General features: G+C 45.8%; 17 protein-coding genes. 10 read left to right on the forward strand and 7 right to left on the reverse strand.

Going from position 1 to position 26,487, the window contains the following annotated elements; all coding sequences use genetic code 11:
• Nucleotides 1-344 precede the first annotated feature (344 nt).
• On the forward strand, nt 345-1,355 hold the full coding sequence (locus tag OCU90_RS13745) for an adenosine deaminase (protein WP_017080055.1): 1,011 nt from the start codon (nt 345-347) through the stop codon (nt 1,353-1,355).
• A 77-nt stretch (nt 1,356-1,432) separates the two neighbouring features.
• Here the strand turns inward: OCU90_RS13745 and OCU90_RS13750 are convergent, their stop codons facing one another.
• The gene (locus tag OCU90_RS13750; RefSeq protein ID WP_017080054.1) at nt 1,433-2,617 is read right to left on the reverse strand and encodes an NnrS family protein; all 1,185 of its coding nucleotides are present in this window, start codon (nt 2,615-2,617) and stop codon (nt 1,433-1,435) included.
• 308 nt (nt 2,618-2,925) lie between these two features.
• Between OCU90_RS13750 and OCU90_RS13755 the strand changes: the two genes are divergently transcribed.
• Nucleotides 2,926-3,480: a gamma-glutamylcyclotransferase family protein gene (locus tag OCU90_RS13755; protein ID WP_061022396.1), complete on the forward strand. Its 555-nt coding sequence runs from the start codon at nt 2,926-2,928 to the stop codon at nt 3,478-3,480.
• A gap of 131 nt (nt 3,481-3,611) precedes the next feature.
• Here OCU90_RS13755 and OCU90_RS13760 read toward each other — a convergent pair whose 3' ends face one another.
• Nucleotides 3,612-3,944 (reverse strand): tRNA-binding protein, encoded by a 333-nt coding sequence (locus OCU90_RS13760; RefSeq protein WP_004734420.1) that lies wholly within the window; start codon nt 3,942-3,944, stop codon nt 3,612-3,614.
• Nucleotides 3,945-4,141: 197 nt separating this feature from the next.
• On the opposite strand from OCU90_RS13760, the gene OCU90_RS13765 reads away from it, so the two are divergent.
• On the forward strand, nt 4,142-5,140 hold the full coding sequence (locus OCU90_RS13765) for a substrate-binding domain-containing protein (protein ID WP_017080052.1): 999 nt from the start codon (nt 4,142-4,144) through the stop codon (nt 5,138-5,140).
• Between the two features lie 219 nt (nt 5,141-5,359).
• Here OCU90_RS13765 and galM read toward each other — a convergent pair whose 3' ends face one another.
• From galM to galE, 4 genes are all read right to left on the reverse strand, one after another.
• Nucleotides 5,360-6,439: a galactose-1-epimerase gene (gene galM, locus OCU90_RS13770; protein WP_061022398.1), complete on the reverse strand. Its 1,080-nt coding sequence runs from the start codon at nt 6,437-6,439 to the stop codon at nt 5,360-5,362.
• A 111-nt stretch (nt 6,440-6,550) separates the two neighbouring features.
• Nucleotides 6,551-7,711, reverse strand: coding sequence for a galactokinase (gene galK, locus OCU90_RS13775; RefSeq protein ID WP_004734423.1), 1,161 nt, complete (start codon nt 7,709-7,711; stop codon nt 6,551-6,553).
• 253 nt (nt 7,712-7,964) lie between these two features.
• Nucleotides 7,965-9,020: a UDP-glucose--hexose-1-phosphate uridylyltransferase gene (locus tag OCU90_RS13780; protein ID WP_061022399.1), complete on the reverse strand. Its 1,056-nt coding sequence runs from the start codon at nt 9,018-9,020 to the stop codon at nt 7,965-7,967.
• A gap of 281 nt (nt 9,021-9,301) precedes the next feature.
• Complete coding sequence (galE, locus tag OCU90_RS13785; RefSeq protein WP_061022402.1) at nt 9,302-10,312, reverse strand: UDP-glucose 4-epimerase GalE; 1,011 nt, start codon at nt 10,310-10,312, stop codon at nt 9,302-9,304.
• A gap of 393 nt (nt 10,313-10,705) precedes the next feature.
• On the opposite strand from galE, the gene ebgR reads away from it, so the two are divergent.
• The 7 genes from ebgR (at nt 10,706) to ygjK (ending at nt 23,106) form a co-directional block, all read left to right on the forward strand.
• Nucleotides 10,706-11,689, forward strand: coding sequence for a transcriptional regulator EbgR (ebgR, locus tag OCU90_RS13790; RefSeq protein WP_061022405.1), 984 nt, complete (start codon nt 10,706-10,708; stop codon nt 11,687-11,689).
• A 324-nt stretch (nt 11,690-12,013) separates the two neighbouring features.
• The gene (ebgA, locus tag OCU90_RS13795; RefSeq protein WP_061022407.1) at nt 12,014-15,130 is read left to right on the forward strand and encodes a beta-galactosidase subunit alpha; all 3,117 of its coding nucleotides are present in this window, start codon (nt 12,014-12,016) and stop codon (nt 15,128-15,130) included.
• 3 nt (nt 15,131-15,133) lie between these two features.
• Nucleotides 15,134-15,586, forward strand: a complete 453-nt coding sequence (locus OCU90_RS13800) for a beta-galactosidase subunit beta (RefSeq protein WP_061022409.1) — start codon at nt 15,134-15,136, stop codon at nt 15,584-15,586.
• A gap of 165 nt (nt 15,587-15,751) precedes the next feature.
• Nucleotides 15,752-17,176 carry an amino acid permease gene (locus OCU90_RS13805; RefSeq protein WP_004734429.1) on the forward strand — a complete coding sequence of 475 codons (1,425 nt, stop codon included), beginning with the start codon at nt 15,752-15,754 and terminating at the stop codon, nt 17,174-17,176.
• A gap of 574 nt (nt 17,177-17,750) precedes the next feature.
• Entirely contained in the window at nt 17,751-19,184 is a 1,434-nt protein-coding gene (locus OCU90_RS13810; RefSeq protein ID WP_017080740.1) for an amino acid permease, read from the forward strand.
• Between the two features lie 448 nt (nt 19,185-19,632).
• Nucleotides 19,633-20,697, forward strand: a complete 1,065-nt coding sequence (gene ygjJ / locus OCU90_RS13815) for a protein YgjJ (RefSeq protein WP_061022411.1) — start codon at nt 19,633-19,635, stop codon at nt 20,695-20,697.
• 15 nt (nt 20,698-20,712) lie between these two features.
• Nucleotides 20,713-23,106, forward strand: coding sequence for an alpha-glucosidase (gene ygjK, locus OCU90_RS13820; protein ID WP_061022413.1), 2,394 nt, complete (start codon nt 20,713-20,715; stop codon nt 23,104-23,106).
• Between the two features lie 173 nt (nt 23,107-23,279).
• Here ygjK and OCU90_RS13825 read toward each other — a convergent pair whose 3' ends face one another.
• Nucleotides 23,280-26,396 carry a beta-galactosidase gene (locus OCU90_RS13825; protein ID WP_061022415.1) on the reverse strand — a complete coding sequence of 1,039 codons (3,117 nt, stop codon included), beginning with the start codon at nt 26,394-26,396 and terminating at the stop codon, nt 23,280-23,282.
• Nucleotides 26,397-26,487: the final 91 nt, after the last annotated feature.

A 26,487-nucleotide genomic window follows, 5' to 3' on the forward strand; every position in this document is an offset into this window, starting at 1 on the left:
TTCCTAAGGGAGATCATTAAGGGATCGGTCACTTTGATAACTCCATCTAAGTGAGCATCTTTTAACACCATCCCTTGGTAAGCGCGGTATTAGAGCACAAATCAATGAATATTGCTGCAAATATTTGCAGCGGATCACACTCCCATGCTGCAAATCGTTTGCGCCGGATTTCAATGGGTTCGTAACTCTCGATTCATCATCAACTTCTGTGCAATTTTATCGACAACAATGAAATGAACTATGCTCAAACAGAGATAAATGAAAGAGATAACCTGCAGGCTCAGGTTTACAGACTCTACTGTCTCGCCTACTCCGCCCATAATTAAAATAGCTAAGGAGTTGCTATGGATAGCTTCATCAAACATTTACCCAAGGTTGAGCTGCATTTACATATTGAAGGCACGCTAGAACCTGAGCTGATGTTCCAACTGGCCAAGCGCAATAACGTGTCGATTCCCTTTGATAACCCAGACCAAGTAAGAGACGCGTACCAATTCCACAATCTTCAGTCTTTTCTCGATATCTATTATCAAGGCGCAAACGTACTGATTCATGAACAGGATTTCTATGACCTGACTTGGGCTTATCTACTCAAGTGCCAACAAGATAATGTGGTTCATACTGAGATCTTTTTTGACCCTCAAACCCACACCGAACGTGGCATTGCCTTTGAAGTCATCATTGGTGGGATTACTCAAGCTTTGAATCAAGCCGAGCAAGAACTAGGGATCAGCAGCCAGCTGATCATGTGTTTTCTGCGCCATCTTGATGAAGACAGCGCTTTTGAAACACTCAAACAAGCCCTTCCCTACAAAGATAAGATCATTGCCGTCGGGCTGGATTCGTCGGAAGAAGGAAACCCGCCGGAGAAGTTTAAGCATGTGTTCCAAGAGGCGATCAACCAAGGCTTTCTGACCGTCGCGCACGCCGGAGAGGAAGGCCCTGCGCAAAATATTAGTGACGCGCTGAGCTTGTTAGGCATCACCCGTATTGATCATGGCGTTCGCTGTGTTGAAGATGAAGACTTGATGGAACAGCTAATCGCTAAACGCACACCGCTAACCGTGTGCCCGCTATCGAATACCAAACTAAAGGTCTTCAACACCATGCAAGAACACAATATCGTCGAGTTGCTGAGAAAAGGGTTATGCGTCACCATCAATTCCGATGATCCGGCTTACTTCGGCGGCTATATGAATGATAACTTCCTCGCCGTCGCCAATGCTCATCCACTGACCAAAAACGAATTAGCGCAATTCAGTATTAATGCTGTCGAAGCGAGTTTCATCTCGCCTCACGCCAAAGAAGATCTCATTGCACAAGTGCGCCAATATCTTGCCGAGAATACTCACTAAGAGAATGGAGCTTTGCTGCGATCAAAAAAGGGAAGCTCAGTGCTTCCCTTTCAAAATGGGTTCGAAAATCAATAGGCTTAGCCTGGGTGACCATCCACTCTTGGCGTTAGAAGCATCATGCCGAACTTCCAGATAAACAACCCGAATGCTAACGTCCATAAACCCGCGCTGATGTTCACCATCTCAAATAAATACGCAGGGAAGAAAGTCACACCTACGCTGCGAACCAAAGCCGCGACAAAAATAGCCGAGAACGCTAACGCCATACTTGGCCCTTTATAGATAGCACGACCCGTGTGCCCCATTGTCACGCGCGTAATCATCGCAAGAATTAACCCACTCAAACCGCCAATCGCAAACAAGTGCAACATGTTGTGGCTCGCGAACGGGTTGTCTAATAAACCACGTAGCAGCAAGCTTAAAGGGATGCATAGGTAAGCCGCATGCAGCGACCACACCAAGGGTTCAGATAACGTAGTCCAAGGCTTCCAGCGGATAAAGCGCACCAACTGAGTCACACCTGCAAATACCATCAACTCATTGCCGACTTGAGCAAAGGTCAATGGGAAGAAGCTCAATACAAATAAGCCAACCAAAGGTAGATTCGCTAACCATTCCAACCAAACCAGTGGTTGTGCTTTTTCAAAATCGAAGCGACGTGCCGTGAAGAACGGAATAACTCGCCCACCCATCACTGATAGCAGCAAGGTAAACCACCACAACATCGCTTGCCAAACTGCAGACGATGGAAATGGAGGCATACCCTTAATAGTTGCGTAACTAGCAAAGTTCGCCACGATAGCCAATATAAACAGCGGTACAAAGAATAGATTCTTCCAGCCTTTCGATTTAACGACTCGGAAACCAATTTCGTAAGCGGCGAAGATTAAGAACACCGCCTCAACCGATGAGATCAGCCATAACGGTGCGGGGGTCCAAAACAGAATACGAGGTGCTAACCACAAACCAACCAGTGCGGCTAATCGATAGTGTTTGGTTCCATTGACGCCCGTCCACGTTTGCACCGCAGTTAACACAAAACCGACCACAATCGCCATGGCAAAGCCAAACAGCATTTCATGTACGTGCCACCAAAGCGCCGGTACTTTTAGCATTTCTGGCTGACCGTTTTGGAACATGATGACCCAAGCTACAATAGCGATCACAGCATAGAGACTGCCTAAAAAGAAGAAAGGTCTAAAACCTAATCGAAGATATGCAGGAATCGCATCTTCTACACTTTTATCTGTGATATTTAACAAACTCGTTCCTCATTTCAGATAACAAGCCAAGAGTGGCTTCTGGGAATTGCTATTTCATAGTCAAATTCATGATGCAGTAATCATCACTGCAATATTGCCTAACGTAATGCATGAAACGCGCCAAAGGTATAAAGCCAATAAAAACAAGTAACAAGGAGTCTTTAGGCTTCAAAAAAGTGTCAATTAAACACGCCCTATAAAAGTCATTTAGACTCATGAGAGTGTAAAATAAAAAACTACTGACATTTGATGAAGCCAAACATATAGTAAGACTAGTCTCAAATACAAAAGAACAGACAGGGAACGCGATGTATATTTTTGGTTATGGTAGCTTGATCAACTCCTCTTCTCGTCAACTCACAGGTCAAACAGGGCAAGCGATTCCTGCGATAGTGCATGGCCTAGTTCGTCATTGGAGTAAGATCGATGACAGCTATGTGTTGTCACCTTTGATCGTGAATCTCGGTGAGGGACAAGTGAATGGAGTTTTACTTGAGGTGGATGATATTGCGCTGACTGAGTTTGATCGCCGTGAGCGTGGTTATCACCGAATCGAATTAAAGGCCTCTCAGATAGAAAGCCAAAATAAGTTTAAACAGGATCAATCGATCTGGGTTTACATCAAAGACGAGATTCAAGCACCTTGCGAAAACAGCCCTATCGTTCAAACCTATGTCGATACGGTATTAGCAGGATGTTTAGAAGTGTCTGAAAGCTTTGCGGCGCACTTTGTTCAACACACACAAGGTTGGCATCACCCATTAGAAAATGATCGCCACCAGCCTAAATACGGCAATCTTGCTGGGGTTTCAGATCACCACCACAGTGTGATTGATGGCTTGATACTGACTGTTCGAAGCTAGTTGATGGACGTTATTAATGGATATACGTTGCTAATGAATATACGTTGGTAACGGATGTACATCGTTAATTAATCTAAATCGCCAGTTAATCTAGGTTGGCGAGCTCGATCGCTCTCCAACCTAAAACGATCTTAAACGACACGAATACCTGCAGGCATCGCACGTTCCGGTGTCAGCAATACACTTTCAGATTCATCTTCCGTTTCGGCACATAACAACATGCACTCAGAAGTGTGGCCTCTCATCTTCGCCTTCGCTAGATTGCACAAAACAACAACCTGCTTACCCATCAACTCTTCTTCGGTGTAGTAAGGTACTAGGCTAGTCACCGTTTGTAGCGTTTTCTCACCGATATCCACTTGCACGATGTAAAGCTTGTCTGCGTTTTCATGACGCACAACTTCAATGATCTTACCCACACGCATTTCTAACTTAGCAAAGTCACCATAAGAGACAGTATCCATTTCTCACTTCCTATATTGATTTATTTTCACTCATTAAATTATTTACTAAAATTAAGTAAAATGTAAATGTTTACACTAGCATTAAGCCTAATAATTACAAGCGGTAAAGATCTCATTACTGGAAGTAAAATGAGAGTTTCGTTGCCTTGCACTCATTGTCGGTGTTAAATAGATGCAGCAATGTATAGAGGTTAAAAATGGCAACAATTAAAGATGTCGCAAGGGAAGCAGGTGTTTCTGTTGCAACCGTATCTCGAGTCGTGAATAAGTCTCCGAAGGCAAGTGCGAACTCAATTGAATCCGTCACCAAAGCGATGTCTAAACTCGGCTATCGCCCGAATGCCAATGCTCGTGCGCTGGTAAGCCAGAGCACCAATACCGTCGGTGTGTTGGTTGGTGATATCTCCGATCCTTTTTTTGGCACGCTGGTTAAGGCTGTCGATAATGTCGCTCGTGAGAACGGAAAGCATATCCTCGTCGGTAATGGCTCACACGATCGTGAAGAAGAAAGACAAGCGATTGAGTTACTGATCAATAGCCGTTGCGACGCCTTAGTGATCCACTCAAAAGGCCTGACAGACGAAGAACTGATTGCCTATGCAAAAGAAGTAAAAGGCTTAGTGCTGATCAATCGCTATATTGCTGAGATTGCCAACCGTTGTATTTTCTTGGACAACAAGAAAGGCGCGTATCTTGCGACTGAATATCTGATCCGTCATGGTCATAAAAATATTGCCTGTATCGCTTCATCGCACAGCATTGAAGATGCCGATGAGCGTGTACAAGGTTACTTGTCAGCACTCTCGGATTACAAAATAGCGTTATCTGACAGCTATATTGAGTACTCAGCTCCCACCAGTGAAGGGGGTGAATACGCCATGACTAACCTATTAACCAAGTCACTGCCAATCACAGGCATTGTTGCGTACAACGATTACATGGCGGCAGGTGCTTTGTCTGTCCTAGATGAAAACGGTATTCAAGCGCCGGACAAAATGTCGATCATCGGTTTCGATGATGGCTTGATTGCACGCTATGTTCATCCAAAGCTAACCACCATTCGCTACCCGATTCAGATGATGGCAGAGAAAGCGACACGACTCGCGTTGCACTTAGCCAAAGGTGAAAACACCTCAACGGAGCCAATGATGTTCTCTCCGACTTTGGTGCGCCGTAATTCGGTAGAGAAAATCTAAGTTCTGGTCAACTAACCAAACAACAAACAAAAAAAAGCCCTAACAGAATCGCTTCTGTTAGGGCTTTCCTACCTTACTCGGATACCCAACAATCGCGCTTAATAAATCACACACTTGTTGAGCGCCACTTTTGCTCATCCCCCAAGAACAACGCGATAACTCACATCGTTCTATTCACAAACAAAAGCAATTGGCATAACCGTTTTGAGCTAGAGCGTACTAGTTTGAAGAATCCCCCGAAAATTCAAACTGGTAACAGGTACGGTAGTTATATTCTTGTTCAGGCTTGAGAATACAACTGTCCTGCTTCCACTCTGGGTGGTTAGGAGAGTCAGGTAAGAACTGGGTTTCTAGCGCCAAACCGGCGTAATCTTCATAGCTGCCACCACTTCGGTTTGGTGTACCACCAAGCCAGTTTCCGGTGTATAGCTGCATCGCAGGTTTGGTTGAAAATACTTTTAGTGTGACGAGCGCATCTGGTGACGTTACGGTAGCGGCGCATTGAGTGCGCTTGCAGCCGTCAGCTAATAAGAAAGAGTGGTCGTAACCCTTTGCTGCTTTCTGCTGTTCATCACCCAACAAACGCTCTGAGATCATCATAGGCTGATTGAAGTCGAAGCTGGTCGATTTCACCGATTTAAGATTGCCTAATGGAATACCTACCGAGTTGGTCGGTAAGAACTGATTGGCGTTGATGCTCACAATGTGTGACAAACAATCGTGCCCGGCTTCTGCACCAAGTAGGTTGAAGTACGCATGATTCGTTAAGTTGACCACGGTTGGCTTGTCTGTGGTCGCAGAGTAATGAATGGAAACTCGATTGTCTTCGGTAATGTCATAACGCACCGACACATTCAAATTCCCCGGAAACCCTTGATCGCCATCAGCCGACTCTAAAGTAAACGATACAGATGTATCAGTCTGCTCGGCAATATTCCAACGACGTTTATCAAAACCGTTCGGACCACCATGTAAAGAATTGCCCGCTTGGTTGGTTTCCAGCTTGTAGTTCTGACCATCAATTTTGAAACGACCATTGGCTATGCGGTTAGCATAACGACCAACGGTTGTGCCCATATAGCTGGCTTGTTTATCGAAGTTCTCCATTGAGTTAACACCCAACAAAACCTCTCTTTTATTTCCCTTTACTGGCAGGATACAGCTCAACCATGTTGCACCAATGTCCATGAATGTCACTTGCATGCCATGCGTATTTGATAGCGTCACTAACTGAGCGGGTTGGCCATCATAGGCTGGAGTTTGTGTCATGGATTGATGCAGGTTTTGCTCTTGTGTCATTCTAAATTCCTTCTAGCGCCAGTAAAAAGCCTCTACCTGAAATAAAGGCTTTAGCATTTGGCCTACCATGATCTTTTTAGTTGGTAAGCTCTATATTAAGTATCGAAGCCGTTAGATTACTTCAACTAAGCCTGCTCCGTCTTTCGCTTGGCACACATAAATAGATTCTTTTAGACCCGTCGCCGCTTGATATTTCTGTTCAACGGTTGTTTTAATTTCATCAACCAATGCAGGCGGAACCAATGCCACAATACAACCACCGAAACCACCGCCAGTCATACGCACGCCACCTTGGTCACCGATCACGTGTTTTACCAGCTCAACTAAGGTGTCGACTTCTTTGACTGTAATTTCAAAATCATCACGCATTGACGCATGTGATTCAGCCATCAATTCGCCCATGCGTTTCATGTCATGAGTACGCAGAGCTTGAGCCGCTTCAACGGTACGGTCATTTTCAGTGATCACGTGACGGGCACGTTTCGCGACCATTTCATCCAACTCAGACTCTTTCGCTTTGAACTGTTCAATAGTCACATCACGAAGTGCAGGAACACCAAAGATGCGCGCCGCTTCTTCACACTGTTCACGACGCGTATTGTATTCGCTGTCGACCAAGCCGCGTTTCTTGTTCGAGTTGATGATAACCACAGCCATATCTTCTGGCATAGAAACCGCTTGAGTCTCTAGGCTACGACAATCCAAAAGCATCGCATGATTTGCACGACCTTCAGCTGAGATCATTTGGTCCATGATGCCGCAGTTACAGCCCACAAATTCGTTTTCGGCTTGCTGACCATTAAGCGCCACTTCGGCTTGGCTGATCTCTAGGTTGTAAAGCACCTTGAATGTCTGACCGATGACCACTTCCAGTGCCGCAGAAGAACTTAAACCTGCACCTTGAGGCACGTTGCCCGTTACAGAGATGTCTGCACCTGTAAATTCAAAACCACGACCTTTTAAGCACTTCACCACACCACGAATGTAGTTAGCCCACATCTTATCTTGTTGGAATGTGATCTCTTGAGTTAAGTCGAACTCATCCACTGCATTACCGTAGTCTACTGATACTACGCGCACGATGTTGTCGTCACGCTTAGCCGCTGCCACTACCGTTTGGTAGTTAATGGCACACGGTAGAACAAAACCATCGTTGTAGTCGGTATGCTCGCCAATCAGGTTCACACGACCTGGCGCTTGAATAATATGAGTCGCTTGGTAACCAAGGACTTGCTCAAAAGATGCTTTCACGTTTTGGATTAGGTCAGACATAAGTAAACTCTCTGGTTAAACTCTTTGTTCAATTGGTTATGGCCCCTTTACGGCACCACTTTAATTCTTTTAGATCCCCTACCTCGTTCGTCTCTCACGGTAGGGAATGACAACATCAGCGACTAAGCTTTTAAGCTCCTAACTTATAGGCCTTTCACCTGCCGTCATTCCATAATCGAGGGACGAGATATCTGGAATCTCGCTTTTATTTAGTAACCGAGTTATCGATTAGTTTTACTATCAACGGAACAGGCTATTCCTGCTCTTTGTAGTGAACGTCACTCAAATCACGAAGACGTTGTGCCGCTTGTTCTGCGGTTAAATCACGCTGAGACTCAGCCAACATTTCGTAGCCGACCATGAATTTACGAACCGAAGCACTGCGCAACAGTGGCGGGTAGAACAACGCATGTAGCTGCCAATGGTCGATGTCAGTACCTTCTTCGAAGAACGGCGCATAGTGCCAGCCCATTGAGTAAGGGAATGAGCATTGGAATAAGTTGTCGTAACGGCTCGTCAGCTTCTTGATCGCAAGCGCTAAATCATCACGCTGCTCGTCAGTCAGTTCACTCATACGGCGGATGTGTGTTTTTGGCAGCAACATGGTTTCAAATGGCCACGCTGCCCAGTAAGGCACCACTGCAATCCAATGTTCAGTTTCAACCACAGGGCGAGAGCCGTCTTTCATTTCAGCTTCAACGTAATCCACTAAAAGATTAGAACCTTGCTGTTCAAAGTACTCTTTTAACAGTTTTTCTTTGCGTTCAATCTCGTTGGGTAAAAAGCTGTTTGCCCAGATTTGACCGTGTGGGTGTGGCTGAGAGCAGCCCATGGTCTCACCTTTGTTTTCAAACGCTTGAACCCACAGGTAGTCTTTACCTAGCTCTTCAATCTGTTCATTCCAGGTATCGATAACACCACGGATCTTGTTTACCGGAAGCTCCGGCAGCGTTTTGCTGTGGTCCGGAGAGAAACAGATCACGCGGCTCAACCCACGTACACCTTGAGTCTTGAATAGAGGGTTATCAGACTCTGGAGCATCAGGTGAGTCAGGCATCAACGCCGCGAAATCATTACTGAATACATAAGTGCCGTCGTAATCTGGGTTTTCATCGCCCGAAATACGCGTATTGGTTGGGCACAAGAAACACTCTTTCTCATACGCAGGAAGCTGCGCAGTCGATGGTTTTTCATCTTGGCCACTCCAAGGACGCTTTGCGCGGTGCGGTGATACTAAGATCCACTGACCCGTTAATGGGTTATAACGACGGTGCGGATGGTCTACTGGGTTAAATTCAACTTTTGACATGTTTAGATTGCTCTCAAATTTTGTGTCTTGGTCAATTCACCAAGATGAATGATTCTTCTAAAAGGAGATTCCCTATCACGCTCGTGCCTCGCTGTAGGGAATGACGTGTGATCTCGTTGTGCTATTTGTGCAAAGGCAACCGCTTCATAGCCTTATGCTCATCCGTCATTCCAGAATCGAGGTACGAGATATCAGGAATCTCGCTTTTCTCATCTCTGCTTTCCCCAAAGAAATCGGAGATGCAGCTAACAACGCTACGGCTTCAATCACACAGGCTAAGGCTAGTAGCCGTTCGGGTTATTCGACTGCCAATTCCACGTATCCGCTGTCATCTCCATCACGCTACGCGTCGCCTTCCAGCCAAGTTCGCGCTCTGCTTTTTCAGTGCTTGCCCAACATTCAGCAATATCACCAGCGCGGCGTGGGCAAAGTTCATAAGGAACAGGCTTACCCGATGCTTGTGCGAAGGCTTCAACCATCTCGAGTACGCTTGAGCCTTTGCCCGTGCCTAGGTTGTAAATGTGTAAACCCGCCTTCTCGCCAACCGCTTTCAATGCGGCTACGTGTCCGTCCGCTAAATCCATAACATGAATATAGTCGCGAACGCCTGTGCCATCGACTGTTGGGTAATCGTTTCCAAAAACAGCCAATTTGTCGCGACGACCTACCGCTACTTGAGCAATAAACGGCATCAGATTGTTTGGGATACCTTGTGGGTCTTCACCCATAGTGCCTGATGAATGGGCGCCAACTGGGTTGAAGTAACGTAGTAATGTCACACTCCAATCGTTCTCAGCGTTGAACAAATCACTCAAACATTCTTCGACCATGTACTTACTGCGACCATAAGGATTAGTTGTTGCACCCGTTGGAGAGCTTTCAGTAATTGGCACCACTTCTGGATCACCGTAAACGGTAGCCGAAGAGCTAAATACAATGCTCTTCACACCCGCTTTCTTCATGCTGCGAGCTAACACCAATGATCCATTGACGTTGTTATCGTAGTACTCCAAAGGTTTAGACACCGACTCCCCAACCGCTTTCAGGCCAGCAAAGTGAATCACGGCTTGGATATCGTTTTCTGAAAACACGCTATCTAGAAAAGATTGATCACGAATGTCGCCAAGATAAAAAGTTGGTCGCTTACCGGTCAATGATTCGATTCGCTTCAGTACTAGCTCTTTGCTGTTGCAAAGGTTATCAACAATGATTGGCTCCATACCCGCCTGTATCATTTGAATACATGTATGACTTCCGATGTAACCCATGCCGCCCGTAACCAGTACTTTCACAATCAACCTCTCTTTGTCGTCATTCTTGGACTAACTCGAACTAACATTCAGCTCAGTAGCACCGTATGCCAGAAATAGTAGCAGCCATTTTGACTATAATTCTGTGATCAAAACCACGAAGTGTAAACGTTTACACTAATTCATATCATTGTTACTGAACGTGACATAGGGAGAGCCTATAAACAAACACATCTAATTCATTGAATTTTAATAAGATAATTATAGATAGTTAGATTTGAGACATCATAGAGGAGTTGAGCATTTATTTTACTAAAAGTTAATGCAATGACTTCCAGTTTGATTACAATAGGTCTGTAGAATAAAGAGGTGCATTGCTTTTTTACTAAATACCAATTTCAAAGCAGCGCAATGTTCCAATAACAGGAAGTGAGTATGGCAACGTTAAAAGATATCGCGACTGAAGCACATGTTTCATTGGCTACAGTTTCAAGGGTTCTCAATGAAGATCCAACATTAAGCGTCAAGGAAGAGACCAAAAGGCGTATCTTTGAAATTGCAGAGAAGTTGGAATACAAAACCAGCAGCTCACGAAAAGCCGTTAGCAGTAAAAAACAAAATCATCACTTCCTTGCGCTGTATAACTACAAGCAAGAAGCTGAAGTGAATGACCCTTATTATCTATCGATTCGCCACGGGATTGAAACCCAATGTGACAAGATGGAAGTTAAACTAACCAACTGTTATGAAAGTAAAATACACGTAAATTCAGCACCTATCACTGGTGTATTGTTGGTGGGAAGAATGACACCGGAGGTTATCGAACAAGCCAAAAAGCTAAGCGATAATATCTGTTATGTCGATTTCACTGATCACTCTGAACCTTATGACTCTGTCGATATCGACCTGGCTTTGATCAGCAAAGAGATCACCAACTTCTTTATCAGCCAAGGCTATCAACGCATTGGTTTTATTGGCGGACAAGATAACGTCAACACTCCTGATATTCGCGAAGTTGCCTTTGCTGAATACGGTAGCCTTAAGAACGTTGTCAGCGAGCAAGACATCTATCGTGGAGACTTCTCTAGCTCTTCAGGTTATAAGCTTGCCAAACAGATGCTAGCGACGGGCGACTACCCTAAAGCCATGTTTATTGCGTCAGATTCCATCGCAATTGGTGTTTTACGAGCCGTTCATGAGCACGGATTAAACATTCCTGAAGATATTGCGCTGATTAGTGTAAATGACATCCCAACAGCTAAATTTACCTTCCCATCTTTATCGACTGTTCGTATTCACTCTGAACTAATGGGAATTCAAGGCGTTAACCTGTTGATTGAGAAAGTACGCGACGGCCGTACTATCCCACTACGTGTCTATGTACCAAGCAAATTAAAGCTGCGTGACACGACAAAATAGTTAAAAATATCAAATAGATAAACTAAGGCTACCTTTGTTGAAGGTGGCCTTTTTTGTGCCCATCACATACGCCTATATACACATACCTGCCTCTTTAGCCTGCTTCATAAAACAGCCAATAGCATTCTTTTAAGTGGATCACACAGCACTGTAAAAAGACCATAAAAAACGTGATGGAGTTAAAGTAAAACGTTTTCACCAATTTCATTTAGTAAAAGTTTTACTAATAATTACCTCAGTCCAAAAATACTCGTATTCACTACGACCCAATTACGCATAAGAACGTCGGTCAGCAAATTGCATTTAGGCCGAGAGAGAGGCAACGTGAACAACTGGGAAAACTTCCTGAACTTACATGAGAACCGTATGGCACCGCGTGCATACTTCTTCTCATACGCATCAGAAAAGAATGCAAAAACGTTTCAGCGTGAACTTAGCAGCCACTTCCAACTATTGAGTGGCCAATGGAATTTCAGCTATTTCACCAATCCACTATTGGTTCCTGAAGAGTTCTACTCTCAAGAAATGAGCGACTGGGGCCACATTACGGTTCCAAACATGTGGCAAATGGAAGGCCACGGCGATCTTCAATACACAGATGAAGGTTTCCCATTCCCAATTGATGTGCCTTTCGTACCATCAGACAACCCAACCGGTGCATACCAACGCTCTTTCTTCCTTGGCGAAAGCTGGGACGAGAAACAAACCATCATCAAATTTGATGGCGTTGAAACTTATTTCGAAGTTTACGTAAACGGCGAATACGTCGGTTTCAGCAAAGGCAGCCGCCTCACCGCTGAGTTCGATATATCTAGCCACGTGAAAGCAGGCAACAACCTACTTTCTATTCGCGTGATGCAATGGGCCGACTCAACCTACATTGAAGACCAAGACATGTGGTGGACGGGCGGTATCTTCCGTGACGTTTACCTAGTGGGCAAAGAACAGCTGCACGTGCAAGACGTTACCGTTCGCACTGACTTCGACGACGCTTACCAAAGCGCTACTCTGTCGTGCAACGTGGAACTAGAAAACCTAGCAGCAGCGGTAAACGCAACCCTTGAGTACGCATTGCTTGATGGCAGCCAAGTTATCTCGCAAGGCTCTGTAGATAGCTTAGCCGTCCCTAATCATAAGACTGATGGCAATGTAGATACTCAATTCTCTATTGATGTCGTTAACCCTGTTCAATGGAACGCTGAAAACCCTTACCTATACCAACTGTTGCTTACGCTGAAAGACGCTGACGGCAAGGTGTTGGAAGTGATTCCACAACGCGTTGGTTTCCGTGATATTAAAGTTCGCGATGGTCTGTTCTACATCAACAACAAGTACGTGATGCTGCACGGTGTGAACCGTCACGACAACGACCACCTGAAAGGTCGTGCTGTTGGCATGGATCGCGTCGAGAAAGACTTAGTACTGATGAAGCAACACAACATCAACTCAGTACGTACAGCGCACTACCCGAACGACCCACGCTTCTACGAACTGTGTGATATCTACGGCCTATTCGTGATGGGCGAAACTGATGTCGAAACACACGGTTTTGCCAACGTTGGCGACCTAAGCCGCATCACTAACGATGCTGCATGGGAAGCGGTGTTTGTTGAACGTATCGAACGTCATATTCACGCTCAAAAGAACCACCCTTCTATCATCATGTGGTCACTGGGTAACGAGTCTGGCTACGGTTGCAACATCCGTTCTATGTACGATGCAGCAAAAGCGATTGATGACACCCGTCTAGTTCACTATGAAGAAGACCGCGATGCTGAAGTGGTCGACATTATTTCGACCATGTACTCACGTGCTCAACTGATGAATGCCTTCGGTGAATTCCCACACGAAAAGCCACGCATCATCTGCGAATACGCACACGCAATGGGTAACGGCCCAGGCGGTTTAACCGAATACCAAAACGTGTTCTACAAGCATGATGCCATTCAAGGTCACTACGTTTGGGAATGGTGTGATCACGGTATTCTGGCGCGTGATGAAGCAGGCACAGAGTTCTACAAGTACGGCGGTGACTACGGTGACTACCCGAATAACTACAACTTCTGCATGGATGGTTTGATCTACCCAGACCAAACTCCAGGCCCAGGCTTGAAAGAGTACAAGCAAGTGATTGCCCCAGTGAAGCTTCGCGATTTCGATGCACAAACGGGCACCTTCACAGTAGACAACAAGCTTTGGTTCTCAAACATTGATGATTACACCATCACTGCGGAAATCCGCGCTGAGGGTGAAACCATTGCGGTACAGCACATCAAGATTGAAGAGCTGGCTGAGAACTCTAGCCGTGAACTGACGCTTAATTTGCCAGAGCTTGATGAGCGTGAAGTGTTTGTGAACTTTACAGTTCGTAAGGATTCTCGTACTTCATACAGCGAAGCGAACCACGACATTGCGGTTTATCAGTTCCAAGTGAAAGAGAACACTGCACAACTTGACGCCTTCACTAACAATAATGCGACAGCACTGAATGTTGAAGAATCTCGCTTAGCCTACCTAATCAAAGGCCACAACTTTGCTCTGAACTTCTCGAAAGTGAACGGCAAACTGACGTCATGGTTAGTGAATGGCGAGGAACTGATTAAGTCTGAGCCTAAGCTGAACTTCTTCAAGCCAATGATTGATAACCATAAGCAAGAGCACGATGGTTACTGGGAGCCTGCACACCTACAGATCATGCAAGAGCACTTCCGCACGCTAAACGTTGAGCAAGTTAACGACAAGGTAGAGATCACCACCACCAGCATCGTTGCTCCACCAGTATTTGATTTCGGCATGCGTTGTGAGTATCGCTACCAAATCAGTGCTGAAGGTCAACTGAACGTTGAGCTAAGTGGCGAACGTTACGGTGATTACCCTCACGTGATTCCAGTGATTGGTTTCGACATGGGCATTAACGGCGACTTCGACCAAGTTCAATACTACGGCCGCGGTCCTGAAGAGAACTACCAAGACAGCAAGCAAGCCAACATGATTGATGTTTACCAATCAACCGTGGCTGACATGTTCGAGAACTACCCGTTCCCACAAAACAACGGCAACCGCCAACACGTTCGTTGGGCTGCGCTTTCAAGCCGCGCGGGTAATGGTATTGCAGTAAAACCACAGCAAGAAATCAACTTCAGCGCATGGTTCTACACCAGCCAAAACCTTCACCAAGCACAACACACCATTGAGCTAGAGAAGAGCGGTTACATCACGCTAAACCTAGACCACCAAGTGATGGGCTTAGGCTCAAATTCTTGGGGCAGCGAAGTGCTCGACTCTTACCGAGTTTACATGGACGAGTTCCGCTACGGCTTAACTCTGATTCCATTCCAAGCAGGCGATTGCGACGCGCAGCACCTAATCAATCACAACTTTGGCGATGAGTTTTTTACGGCGAATCCACCGAAAGCTCAACCACAACAGAACGAGGCATAAGCGATGATCGTTTTAGACAACCTAGAGCAATTTAAAGTCGTTTACCGCGACGGTCGTAAATGGCAACGCTGTGTAGAAGCGATTGAAAACATCGGCAACATCAAAGATGGCGTGATGTATTCCATTGGTGACTCACTGGCTTACATGATTGAAGACGGTGTGGCTCGAAACACAGAAAGCTTCACTGGTAACCGTCGTTACTTCGACGTGCATTACTACCTAGAAGGTCGTGAAACCGTCGAGTTCGCAGCCAAGTCAGAGCTAGAGAAAACCCAAACTTACAGCGATGAGACTGACCGTGAACACCTAATGGGTAACGGTGAAACTCGTGAACTCATTGAAGGCCAAGTAGCGATCTTTGATAACAGCAAAGCCTACCGATTCCACGGTGATAACCGAGTTCGTAAAGTGGTGCTGAAAGTGACTATCGAAGACGGTTACTTCCTTAATAAGTAAGTAACTGAAGCTAAACAAACGAAAGCAACAACAAGATCTATTCACAGTGTGTACCGAGCCTTGCCGTTCAAGGCTCAGCCACACTGCACAACGCCTTTACGCTTCTTCCCTACAAGGAAGCCTAAAGAAATAACGACTATAATTACGTGACCCTTGGAGGACACTATGTCTGAATCTGTACGCGGTAAGTTAGGTAAATTTGCCTTGCTCTCCATGACATTTGCAGCGGTATTTAACGTTCGCAACATTGTAAATAACAACATCGAATTGGGATTGAGTTCTGCTCCTATCTTTTTGCTCGCCACCCTTATTTACTTCATTCCATTCGTGTTCATTATTGCTGAATTCGTATCAGCAAATAAAAACTCTGAGTCAGGCATGTATGACTGGCTTAAACAACCGCTGGGTTCAAAAGCGGCCTACTTAGGTTCATTCCTATATTGGTTCGTGAACCTATTCTGGTTTGTATCATTGCTGCCCAACGTTATCGCATACGCGTCTTACGCGATGCTTGGCTACGAGTACGCCTTCTCTCCGATAGTGACTTCGGCAATATCAATAGGTCTGTTTGCAGCAGCGACACACATCTCGACCAAAGGTGCGAGCTGGTTAGGTAAAATTGCAGAGATCGTGGCATACGGTGTATTTGCACTGTTCGCGGTTTACGTTATCGGTGCAATGATGGCACTCGGTGGTAACCATGAACCGGTAGAGCCAATCACGCTTGAAGCAATGACACCAACCATCAACTGGGCAACACTCGGTATTATGTGTTGGATCTTCCAAGCAGCCGGTGGTGCAGAAACCGCAGCCGCTTACCTAAACGATGTTAAGGGTGGCCATAAGTCTTTCATCAAGGTGATCATCAGCGCGGGTATCGCTATCGGTATCATGTACGCAGTCGGTTCTCTATTAGTGAACGTATTCGTTGCTCGTGACGAACTCACTTATGCTGGCGGCATGGTTGAAATCTTCACTGGTATGGCGAACTACTTCGACATTTCACAATCTCTAACGGGTCGCTTCGTCGGTATCATTCTGTTCGTCGCTATGTTCGGTTCGATGATGATGTGGACAGCAGCGCCAGTAAAAATTCACTTCTCTGAAATCCCTAAAGGTGTTTACGGTGAGAAAACGACTGAGCTTAACGAACACGGCGTGCCTGTTCGCGCAGCATGGTGGCAATTCGCTTTCGTATTCCTAATGCTAGTGGTTAACGGCTTCGGTTCTGAGTCTGTACAAGACATGATGAACACAGCAATCAACCTAACAGCAGGTACCGCAATGTTACCGCCTATCTTCATCATGGTGGCGTACTTTGTATTCCGCTTGAAGCATGACGATACACCACGTGACTTCCGCATGGGTACTCGAGTTCAAGGTATGTCTGTTGTGTCAGTACTTATCGGTATCTTTGTTGTAAGCATGACGGCATCAGCATTCCCAACGGGTGTAGACTTAATGCAAGCGTTCTTCGTCAACGTATTTATGACGGCTGTATTCTCAGCTATCGCTTGGTGGTGGATCTCTCGCTTTGAAAAGAAGCAAGCAGGTAAAGATGCAAAGCTAGAAGCGGCTAAACAATCGTAATACTTAGCAGCATTAGAACCAATTTAAAAAGCGCCTGTCATGGCGCTTTTTTGTTTTAAATCAGACAATTAAAAACCAACACCCGAAAATAAAAACGCCATTCCGTCAAGGATTTACTTCACGAAAAACGTTAATTAAATCGTAATAAAACCCGAACAAAAACAAAGGTAAAACATTAACTAAATTTATTTACTCAAGGTCACATATTTGATCAATTTTGATTAACTTCCCGCCGCTTAATCTTTAATCTTCTTGCTGAAGAGACGAAATAGTTCATATTTAAAAACGATAAAAAGCCCCTACAAGCCTTACAAATCGTCGTTCATGAAACAAACAATCTCTTTGATGAACCTCTTAACCTTTAACTCTTTGTTTTGGTAATAACTTTACTGAAAACCAAGAAAGAAAAGCGCGAAGAAGTCCGATCGTAAATCTATAAAAACAACAATGAGCCAACCCTGACAAAACAAAGCGGGTGTTTGCCAAACCAACATAACAATAAAAGTGCGGCCTAGAGCCTCCCTCTCTAGGACCAAGTTATAACGATCATCAACGTGATTCACCGGAGAACATCATGTCCGAAAATAAACGCAGTACGATAGGCAAGTTTGCCCTACTGTCTATGACCTTCGCGGCGGTATACAGCTTCAACAACATCATTAACAACAACATCGAGATAGGCCTTTCCTCGGCGCCGATGTTCTTTCTAGCCACCATCTTTTACTTTGTGCCTTTTTGTTTGATCGTCGCAGAGTTTGTGTCACTGAATAAAAACTCTGAAGCGGGCGTTTATTCTTGGGTTAAAAGCTCTCTAGGCGGCCGCTGGGCGTTTATTTCGGCTTATACCTACTGGTTTGTTAATCTGTTCTTCTTCACCTCTCTGCTGCCTAGAATCATCGCTTATGCGTCGTATGCGTTCTTAGGGTTTGAGTACATATTCACGCCAATCACCACGGCGATCCTCAGTACCATTTTGTTTGCGATTGCTACGCACATTTCAAACAATGGCGCGAAACTACTAGGTCCCATCACCTCACTCACATCGTCGCTTATGTTGTTGCTAACAATGTCTTACATCTTGTTGTCTGGCGGTGCTTTGATCGGTGGTATCGAGCCAGCAGACCCAATCACCATTGAAGCGATGACACCAAGCTTTAACTGGGCATTCCTTGGCGTAATCACTTGGATCTTCATGGCGGCTGGCGGTGCAGAATCGGTAGCGGTTTACGTTAACGACATCAAAGGCGGTCACAAGTCTTTCGTTAAAGTGATCATCATTGCCGGTATCTTCATTGGTGCGCTTTACTCTGTGGGCTCTGTGCTTGCAAACGTGTTTGTGTCGCGAGAAGAGCTTAAATTTACTGGCGGTTCAGTGCAGGTATTCGAAGGGCTAGCACGACACTTTGGGTTGTCTGAAATCCTAATGAATCGCTTTGTGGGCGTGGTTTCATTCACGGCGATGCTAGGCTCTCTGCTGATGTGGACAGCGACTCCGGTTAAGATTTTCTTCTCAGAGATCCCTAAAGGTATCTTCGGTGAGAAAACGGTCGCTCTAAACAAACAAGGCGTTCCAGAGCGTGCGGCTTGGATTCAGTTCTTGATTGTGATTCCACTGATGTTCATTCCGACACTGGCGTCCGATACGGTTCAAGATCTGATGAGTACCATTATCAACATGACAGCTGCAGCATCGATGTTGCCACCGCTATTCATCATGATCGCGTACCTTAATTTACGTTTGAAGTTGGATCACTTACCTCGTGATTTCAGAATGGGCTCACGTATGACAGGCATTACCGTGGTCTCGATTCTGATCGGCATTTTCACTGTTGGCTTCTTTGCGTCAACCTTCCCAACAGGTGCTGACATCATGACCATCATCTTCTACAACGTGGGCGGGATTGTTATCTTCCTTGGCTACGCGTGGTGGAAGTACGGCAAATATGAAAAAAGCTTATCTCCAGAAGAGAAAAAACTAGAAGCAAAACCTGAACCGGCGAACGCTTAGTTTTCCCTGCACTCTGATTTAAACTTCGGGCACTCTGACTTAAACTTCAGGCACTCGCATTTAAACTTCAGGCACTCACATTTGGTGAGTGCCTTTTTATTTGTCGGTACATTTCCACTAACCATCTCGATTAAATCAAAGCCATTCAAGAATCAAAGCATTCGAACCAACAATCTAACCACCCATCAAATAATTCACCTACCGAATACTTACAACCCTAGCCATACCTCTGCAAATTCAACTGAAAGTCAAAATAAAAACAAAGTAAATATTTACTAAAAATAGATCACACTTTTAAACTTAATTAATTTTAAACATCAAAATTATCATTAATATTGGTTTTGCGATCGTAAGTAACCTGACCAATACGCCTTGAAGAGCACCCCATATTAGAAGTCAGAACTGCTTGCGAACCTTCATTTATAACCCCGACACAGAAGTGATTAAAATGAAAAGTAGTTTTACTAAAAACACTCTTATTACAAGCTGTATTCTTGCTGCCTTAAGTACCACTGCCCACGCGGAAGAGTCCGCAGCAAACCACAGTGATACTCAGCCTCCTCAGACAGAAACTGAAACCCTATTTAACTTTTATGGTGAGCTTGGCCTTGGTGGTCACGTGGCACTCGAAGGTGATGATAAAGGCCGCTACGCAGACGGTACTTACATTGAAGCTGGCTTGGCTATCGAGCACGGTAATTGGTTTGGTCTTGCTTATATGGAAGGCTGGACAGTACAAGCCGACGACGAAGGCAATGCTTGGGCAACGGGCCACGGCTGGGGCGGCTTTGAAGGTGGTTTCAACCGCTTTTACGCTGGCTACCGCACCGACGAAAAAACAGAATTTATTGTCGGTCGTATGGACTCGTCACTGGATGACGTTCAATGGTGGGGTGACCCTACAGTTGAGTACGGCTACGCAATCTCAAACACGCGTGACGTACACCTTGGTGTGAAGATCCAAAACCTAGAGGGCAAGCTTCGCTACAGCGTTTCTTTCGCGCCAGAGTCTGACTTCTCTGAAGACGATGCTCTTGTTCACTTCGGTAAATACGACAGCTTCGCAGACCAATGGAAAGATAAGAACGCTATGGTCAATGGTTACCTTCAATACGATCTGACCGACGACTTAACCCTAATGGGTGGTGGTGAAGTTCGTAACAACGATGGTGGTGAACTATTGCTATTGGGTGCTGAGTACAAAAACTTCGCCACTCGTGTTTGGCATGATACCGATAAAGGCAACCAAGAGTCTTTCGGTAGCGAGTCTGGTATTCAAACCAGTGCATGGTACGAAGCGGCACAAGGCGTTTACCTATCTGCAGCCTACAACTACGCAAACTTTGACGGTGACAATGGCGACAAAGAAATCACCTCTTACATCAATGCTGGCGTTTGGTATGAATACGGCAACGGCGCGTTTGCGACTGCTTTCGATAGCCGCTTTGGCGTAGGCAGCGACACTGAAATCGGCGACGCTCAGGTGTTCGCAATGCAATACTTCTACTGGTAATAACAGGAATTGATCATGAAACTGAATAAATCATTCGCAGCTCTCGCTATCGGTGCAGCCCTTGTCGTTACTGGTTGTGCTTCAAACTCAATCTCTGGCTCAGGCTCAGACACAGAGCAACTGCAAGCCAACGAATTTAAGAACGTTATCGACCGTACTGGCTCACCTGAATACATGCGTGACTACGACTTCGATGACCACCAACGCTTTAACCCATTCTTCGACCTAGGTGCATGGCACGGTCACCTGCTGCCAGACAGAGCAGAAGGCATGGGCGGATTCCCAGGTACTGCGCTGCTTACCGAAGAATACATCAACTTCATGGCTGATAACTTCGACCGCCTAAGCGTGTTCAAAGACGGCAAAAAAGTGGCTTTCACTATGGAAGCTTACAGCCTACCGGGCGCATTGGTTCAGACGCTAAAATCTGACGATGTGACCGTAGAAATGACGATGCGTTTTGCTTCAAACCGTACCTCTCTGCTAGAAACCAAAATCACTACCGACTCACCGGTTGAATTGGTGTGGGATGGTGAACTGCTAGAAAAGACGCACGCTAAAGAAGGCGTGGCACAAACCGACAAAACAATCGCTGAAACTTACCCTGAGTATGACCGTCAAATCGTCGCAACCGACGATGGCCTAAAGGTGACCTTCGGTAAGGTTCGTTCGACATGGGATCTACTGACTTCTGGTGAGTCTGAATACCAAGTTCACAAGTCGATTCCAACAAAAACCACGGTTGATGGTTTAGCGTTTACTTCAACGGCAAACATTGAAGCATCGACCACAATCTACACCACATACTCGCATGTTCTAACGGCAGAAGAAGCGCAAGCGGAACAGCCTGAAATCAAAAAGATCATGGCAAACCCTACCGACTTCTTAGCGGCATCAGCAGAACGTTGGGAAGGCTATCTTGAGATGGGTTTAACCAACCCGAACGCGACACCAGAGCAAGAGCGTGTTGCGGTTAAAGCGATGGAAACCCTAAACGGTAACTGGCGTGGCGCTGCAGGTGCGATGGAGTTTGACTCTGTGACACCATCCGTGACGGCGCGTTGGTTCTCGGGCAACCAAACTTGGCCTTGGGACACATGGAAGCAAGCCTACGCAATGGCTCACTTCAACCCAGATGTAGCGAAAGATAACATCCGCGCGATGTTCGCTTACCAAATTCAGGCTGACGATGCCGTTCGTCCTTGGGATGAAGGTTACGTGCCCGATCTACTCGCTTACAACCTAAGTCCAGAACGTGGCGGCGATGGCGGTAACTGGAATGAACGTAATACCAAACCAAGCCTAGCAGCATGGGCAGTAATGGAAGTCTATAAGACCACCAGCGATGAAGCTTGGCTCGAAGAGATGTATCCAAAGCTAGTGGCATACCACGATTGGTGGCTGCGCAACCGTGACAACAACGGCAACGGCGTACCTGAATACGGCGCAGCACGCGATAAAGCACACAACACGCCTGAAGGTGAAATGTACTTCACCGTGGTTCGTGGCGATAAGCACGAAACAGTCGTAGGACAAGCAGCACTAGATAAAGTGGTAGCAGAAGGCAACTACGATTACATCGAAAGCCCAGCGCAAACAGCCGCATCTTGGGAGTCAGGTCGTGACGATGCCGCAGCGTTTGGTTTCATCGATAAAGACCAGCTAGACGCGTATGTCGCAAACGGCGGTAAGCGCAGCGATTGGGATGTTGAGTTCGCTCAAAACCGCGCTGAAGACGGCACCCTGTTAGGCTACTCATTGCTGCAAGAGTCGGTCGACCAAGCAAGCTACATGTACAGCGATAACAAGTACCTAGCAGAAATGGCTGACATTCTAGGTAAAGACGCAGAAGCGAAAGAGTTCCGTGAAAAAGCAGAGCACCTATCAAACTACATCAACACTTGTATGTTCGATGAGAGCACTAACTTCTTCTACGACATTCGTATTGAAGACAAACCACTAGCCAATGGCTGTGCAGGTAAACCGATTGTAGAACGTGGCAAAGGCCCTGAAGGTTGGTCACCACTGTTCAATGGCGCAGCAACACAAGCACACGCGGATGCGGTTGTCTCTGTGATGAAAGATACGGAAGAGTTCAATACCTACGTTCCACTGGGCACAGCAGCGCTTTCTAGCCCAGCATTTGGCCCAGATATTTACTGGCGTGGACGTGTATGGGTAGACCAATTCTACTTCGGCCTAAAAGGCATGGACAGCTACGGCTACCGTGATGACGCAATTGAAATGGCAGGCGCGTTCTTTGACCATGCAGATGGCTTGGTGCAAGACGGTCCTATCCGTGAGAACTACAACCCATTGAACGGTGAACAACAAGGTGCACCAAACTTCTCTTGGAGTGCAGCTCACCTGTACATGCTGTACAACGATTTCTTTACTGACGCAGAGTAAATCAAACCTATACCTGTCTTCTGGAATTAAATAAAAAGATAACCTCATAAATTTCAGACTTTGGCACTCAGTATCTCGCTGAGTGCCTTTTTTACACCTGAAGCAAAATAATCGAACAACAAGCACTTAGACCATTTGGCCTACCATGATCCTTTTACTCAATTCGCTGCACGTTAGCCTTTATCACCACAATGGAAGCGCACCTGATAATGATAATGCTCTTTCAATAATTTGAATTCATCATGGACACTTGGCGTCCATGAGTCATCACCGCCAACCCCCATATGGAAGCCATCGACATAAACAAACAGCTGCTCTTGTTCGGTTAAGTCACAAGTATGTTTTGCCTTCTGTAGCTGCTGTAACCCAAAACGACTGACTGAGAAATGGAAGTCTCCTTGCAGTTCAAATGATCCCACTTTTGCCTCACGAACATCACAATGCAAGCCGCAATCAGATGGGAAAATATAAGGGGTATGCATTTGTTCAATACTTTGCTGATATAGCCCCATATGTGCGGACATCTTTCGATCTGGGTAGTTTTCGTGTGGCCCACGACCAAACCATTCCACCCCATCAGGCACATGCTTCAAAGCAAACTCAAATCCGACTCGTGGCAGAGACGGCAAACCTTTCGCCGCTTGAACATCCACATCTAATTTGACCTCACCATCGGCAAATAATTGGTATTGCCAAGTCGACAACAAACGAACCTGATCTTCCACCGTGTGGGCAATTCTTGCAGTCACCGACACCCTATTTTTCTGAGTGATGGATGAAAATTCGATGCACTCTGGAGTGAGCCTATCTAACCTCATCACCTGCCAGCGTGCTATCCATGAATTAGGGTCAACGCGGTTTGCTTCACTGACACCGATATCGTTGTCTAATGGTGCACGATAAAAATTATCTCGAAGGCCACTAGCAAGTTGTTCCACCCCTTTAATTTTCCAGCTTTCTAATGTCCCAGACAATCTGTCGAACTCAACTTGATAAGTATCACCAATCACCGTCAGCAGCGTGTCGGTTTCAGTCACTTTCGGTGGGTATTGTGAGAGGTTAGCATCCAACATCAATTGCGGTTGAGTAGGTAAGCTAAGCTGCTCAATCGCTGTCACATGACCTTTATCCGCCCATGCAGTATTGGTGTTTAATACCACTTCAAGATTAAGGAAGTTGAGCGCATTAGCCGTCTTCGGGATAGTCACACCATCAAGCTCAATCCGCACACTGGATTGAGCTTTAACAAGCAGCTCAATACTGCCATGACATTGAACAAGTCCATCTTGAGTGATATTCCAATTAAGCGTTTCGACAGACTCTGAATCAAATAAATACTCACTAGCAATCTCAATCACCAGTGGTGATGCAGAAACCAGCTTGAATTGATAAAACTGCTGTGCTTTTTTCACTTCATGTAGCGTTGGATGCACCGTCCTGTCTGGGAATACCAAACCATTAATGCAGAACTGGCGATCATTAATCTCGTCGCCGAAATCACCACCATAGCCCCAATATGGTTTGCTGCTCGAATCGGTTTTGGTGATCCCTTGATCGACCCAATCCCAGATAAATCCGCCCTGTAATCTTGGGTTGTCTCTAAACGCTTGCCAATATTTATCAAAGCTACCCAGACTGTTCCCCATTGCATGGGCGTACTCACAGAGAATAAGAGGACGTTGCTCGTTTGGTAGAGCGATAGCTTTACGAATACCCACGCGAGGTGTCACCTCAGGTTGACTCTCAACCACAGGTAAATCCCAATCAACCCGCGCATACATAGGACATAAAATATCGGTCGCTGCTGTATCTGCCCCGCCACCTTCATACTGAACGGGACGTGTTGGATCAGTTTGTTTCACCCATTGATACATCGCATGGTGATTGCGACCAATACCCGATTCATTACCTAGCGACCAAATGATCACGCTGGCGTGGTTTTTATCGCGCTCCACCAGCCTTGTCATTCGTCTCATGTACGCATTCAACCATGACGCATCATCGGATAAACGGCACATCGGAAATTGACCATGAGTTTCCACATTCGCTTCATCAACCAGATACAGACCATACTCATCACACAGTTCATACCACAATGGATGATTCGGATAATGAGCGGTCCTAACGGCATTGAAGTTATTTTGTTTGAGCAGTTTGATGTCTTGAATCATCCCCTCTCGAGTCATGGTGTGACCCAATTCAGGGTGATGTTCATGACGATTGACGCCACGAATCAGCAACGGTTTTCCGTTAACTTTTAGCAAACTATCGGTAATTTCAACACTTCGAAAGCCGACATCGTAAGCCTCACAATCGATAAGCTCATCATGTTCATTGAGCAATGACACCACACAACGATACAGATAAGGTGATTCGGCACTCCACTTGTTCGGATTCACCACTGAAATGCGGTGTTCAGCGACTTCAGACCAAGGCCCTTTCTCATCCACAACTCGCTCACCAAAGCCCACGATTTGAGGTTCACAAACCAACTGTCCTTGAGCATCATAAAGTTCAGCTCTCAGCTTATCGCAGCCTTCTACCTCATTGCTGTGCTTGGTTATTTTCGTAGAAATATTTAAAACCGCATCGCGATAGCAAGCATCTAGCTGAGTCGCAATACCAACATCCTCAATGGCGACCTTGGGCTTTCTCAATAAAGTCACATCACGGAATATGCCGCTGAGCCACCACATATCTTGGTCTTCAAGATAGGAACCATCAGACCAACGCAGCACCATGACTGCGAGCGTGTTCTCACCCACTTGCAAGTATTCAGATACATCAAATTCCGCCGGTAATCGACTGTCTTGCGAATAGCCAACCCACTTGCCGTTACACCACAGATGGAACGCTGAGTTAACGCCATCAAAGGTGAGCCTATGGGTATCTAATAGCTCCGGTTCCGTGCAGTTAAAATGCGTTCGGTAGAGCCCTGTCGGATTATCGCTAGGGACGAAGGGAGGGTTATCAGCGAAAGGATATTTCACATTGGTATAGATCGGTTTATCAAAGCCTTGCATCTGCCAGTTGCTTGGCACTGCGATCGACTTCCATGAGGAATCATCAAAATGTTCAGAGACAAACTCTTCGCTGACCAACTCAGGCGAATCGAACAGCTGAAACTTCCAAACCCCATTGAGAGACAAGGTGCGTGACGAGTTCTTCCCCACAGCCTCAGCCAACGAGGTGTAACCATTCAAAGGAGCATGAGCCTCAACAACGTTATGATGAGTGATGTGTTGGTTTTCCCATTCGCGGGCAGAGATGGTTTGAGAGAAAGTTCTCATTGAGTGTTCCTTACGATAAACCGAATATAGTGAATCATTGCAAGTAGTACTAGGCAGGTTGTATTGGGTGCCTCTTGTGCTCAAAACGACG

It is taken from the genome of Vibrio splendidus (genome assembly GCF_024347615.1).
GTDB classification, from domain to species: domain Bacteria; phylum Pseudomonadota; class Gammaproteobacteria; order Enterobacterales; family Vibrionaceae; genus Vibrio; species Vibrio splendidus.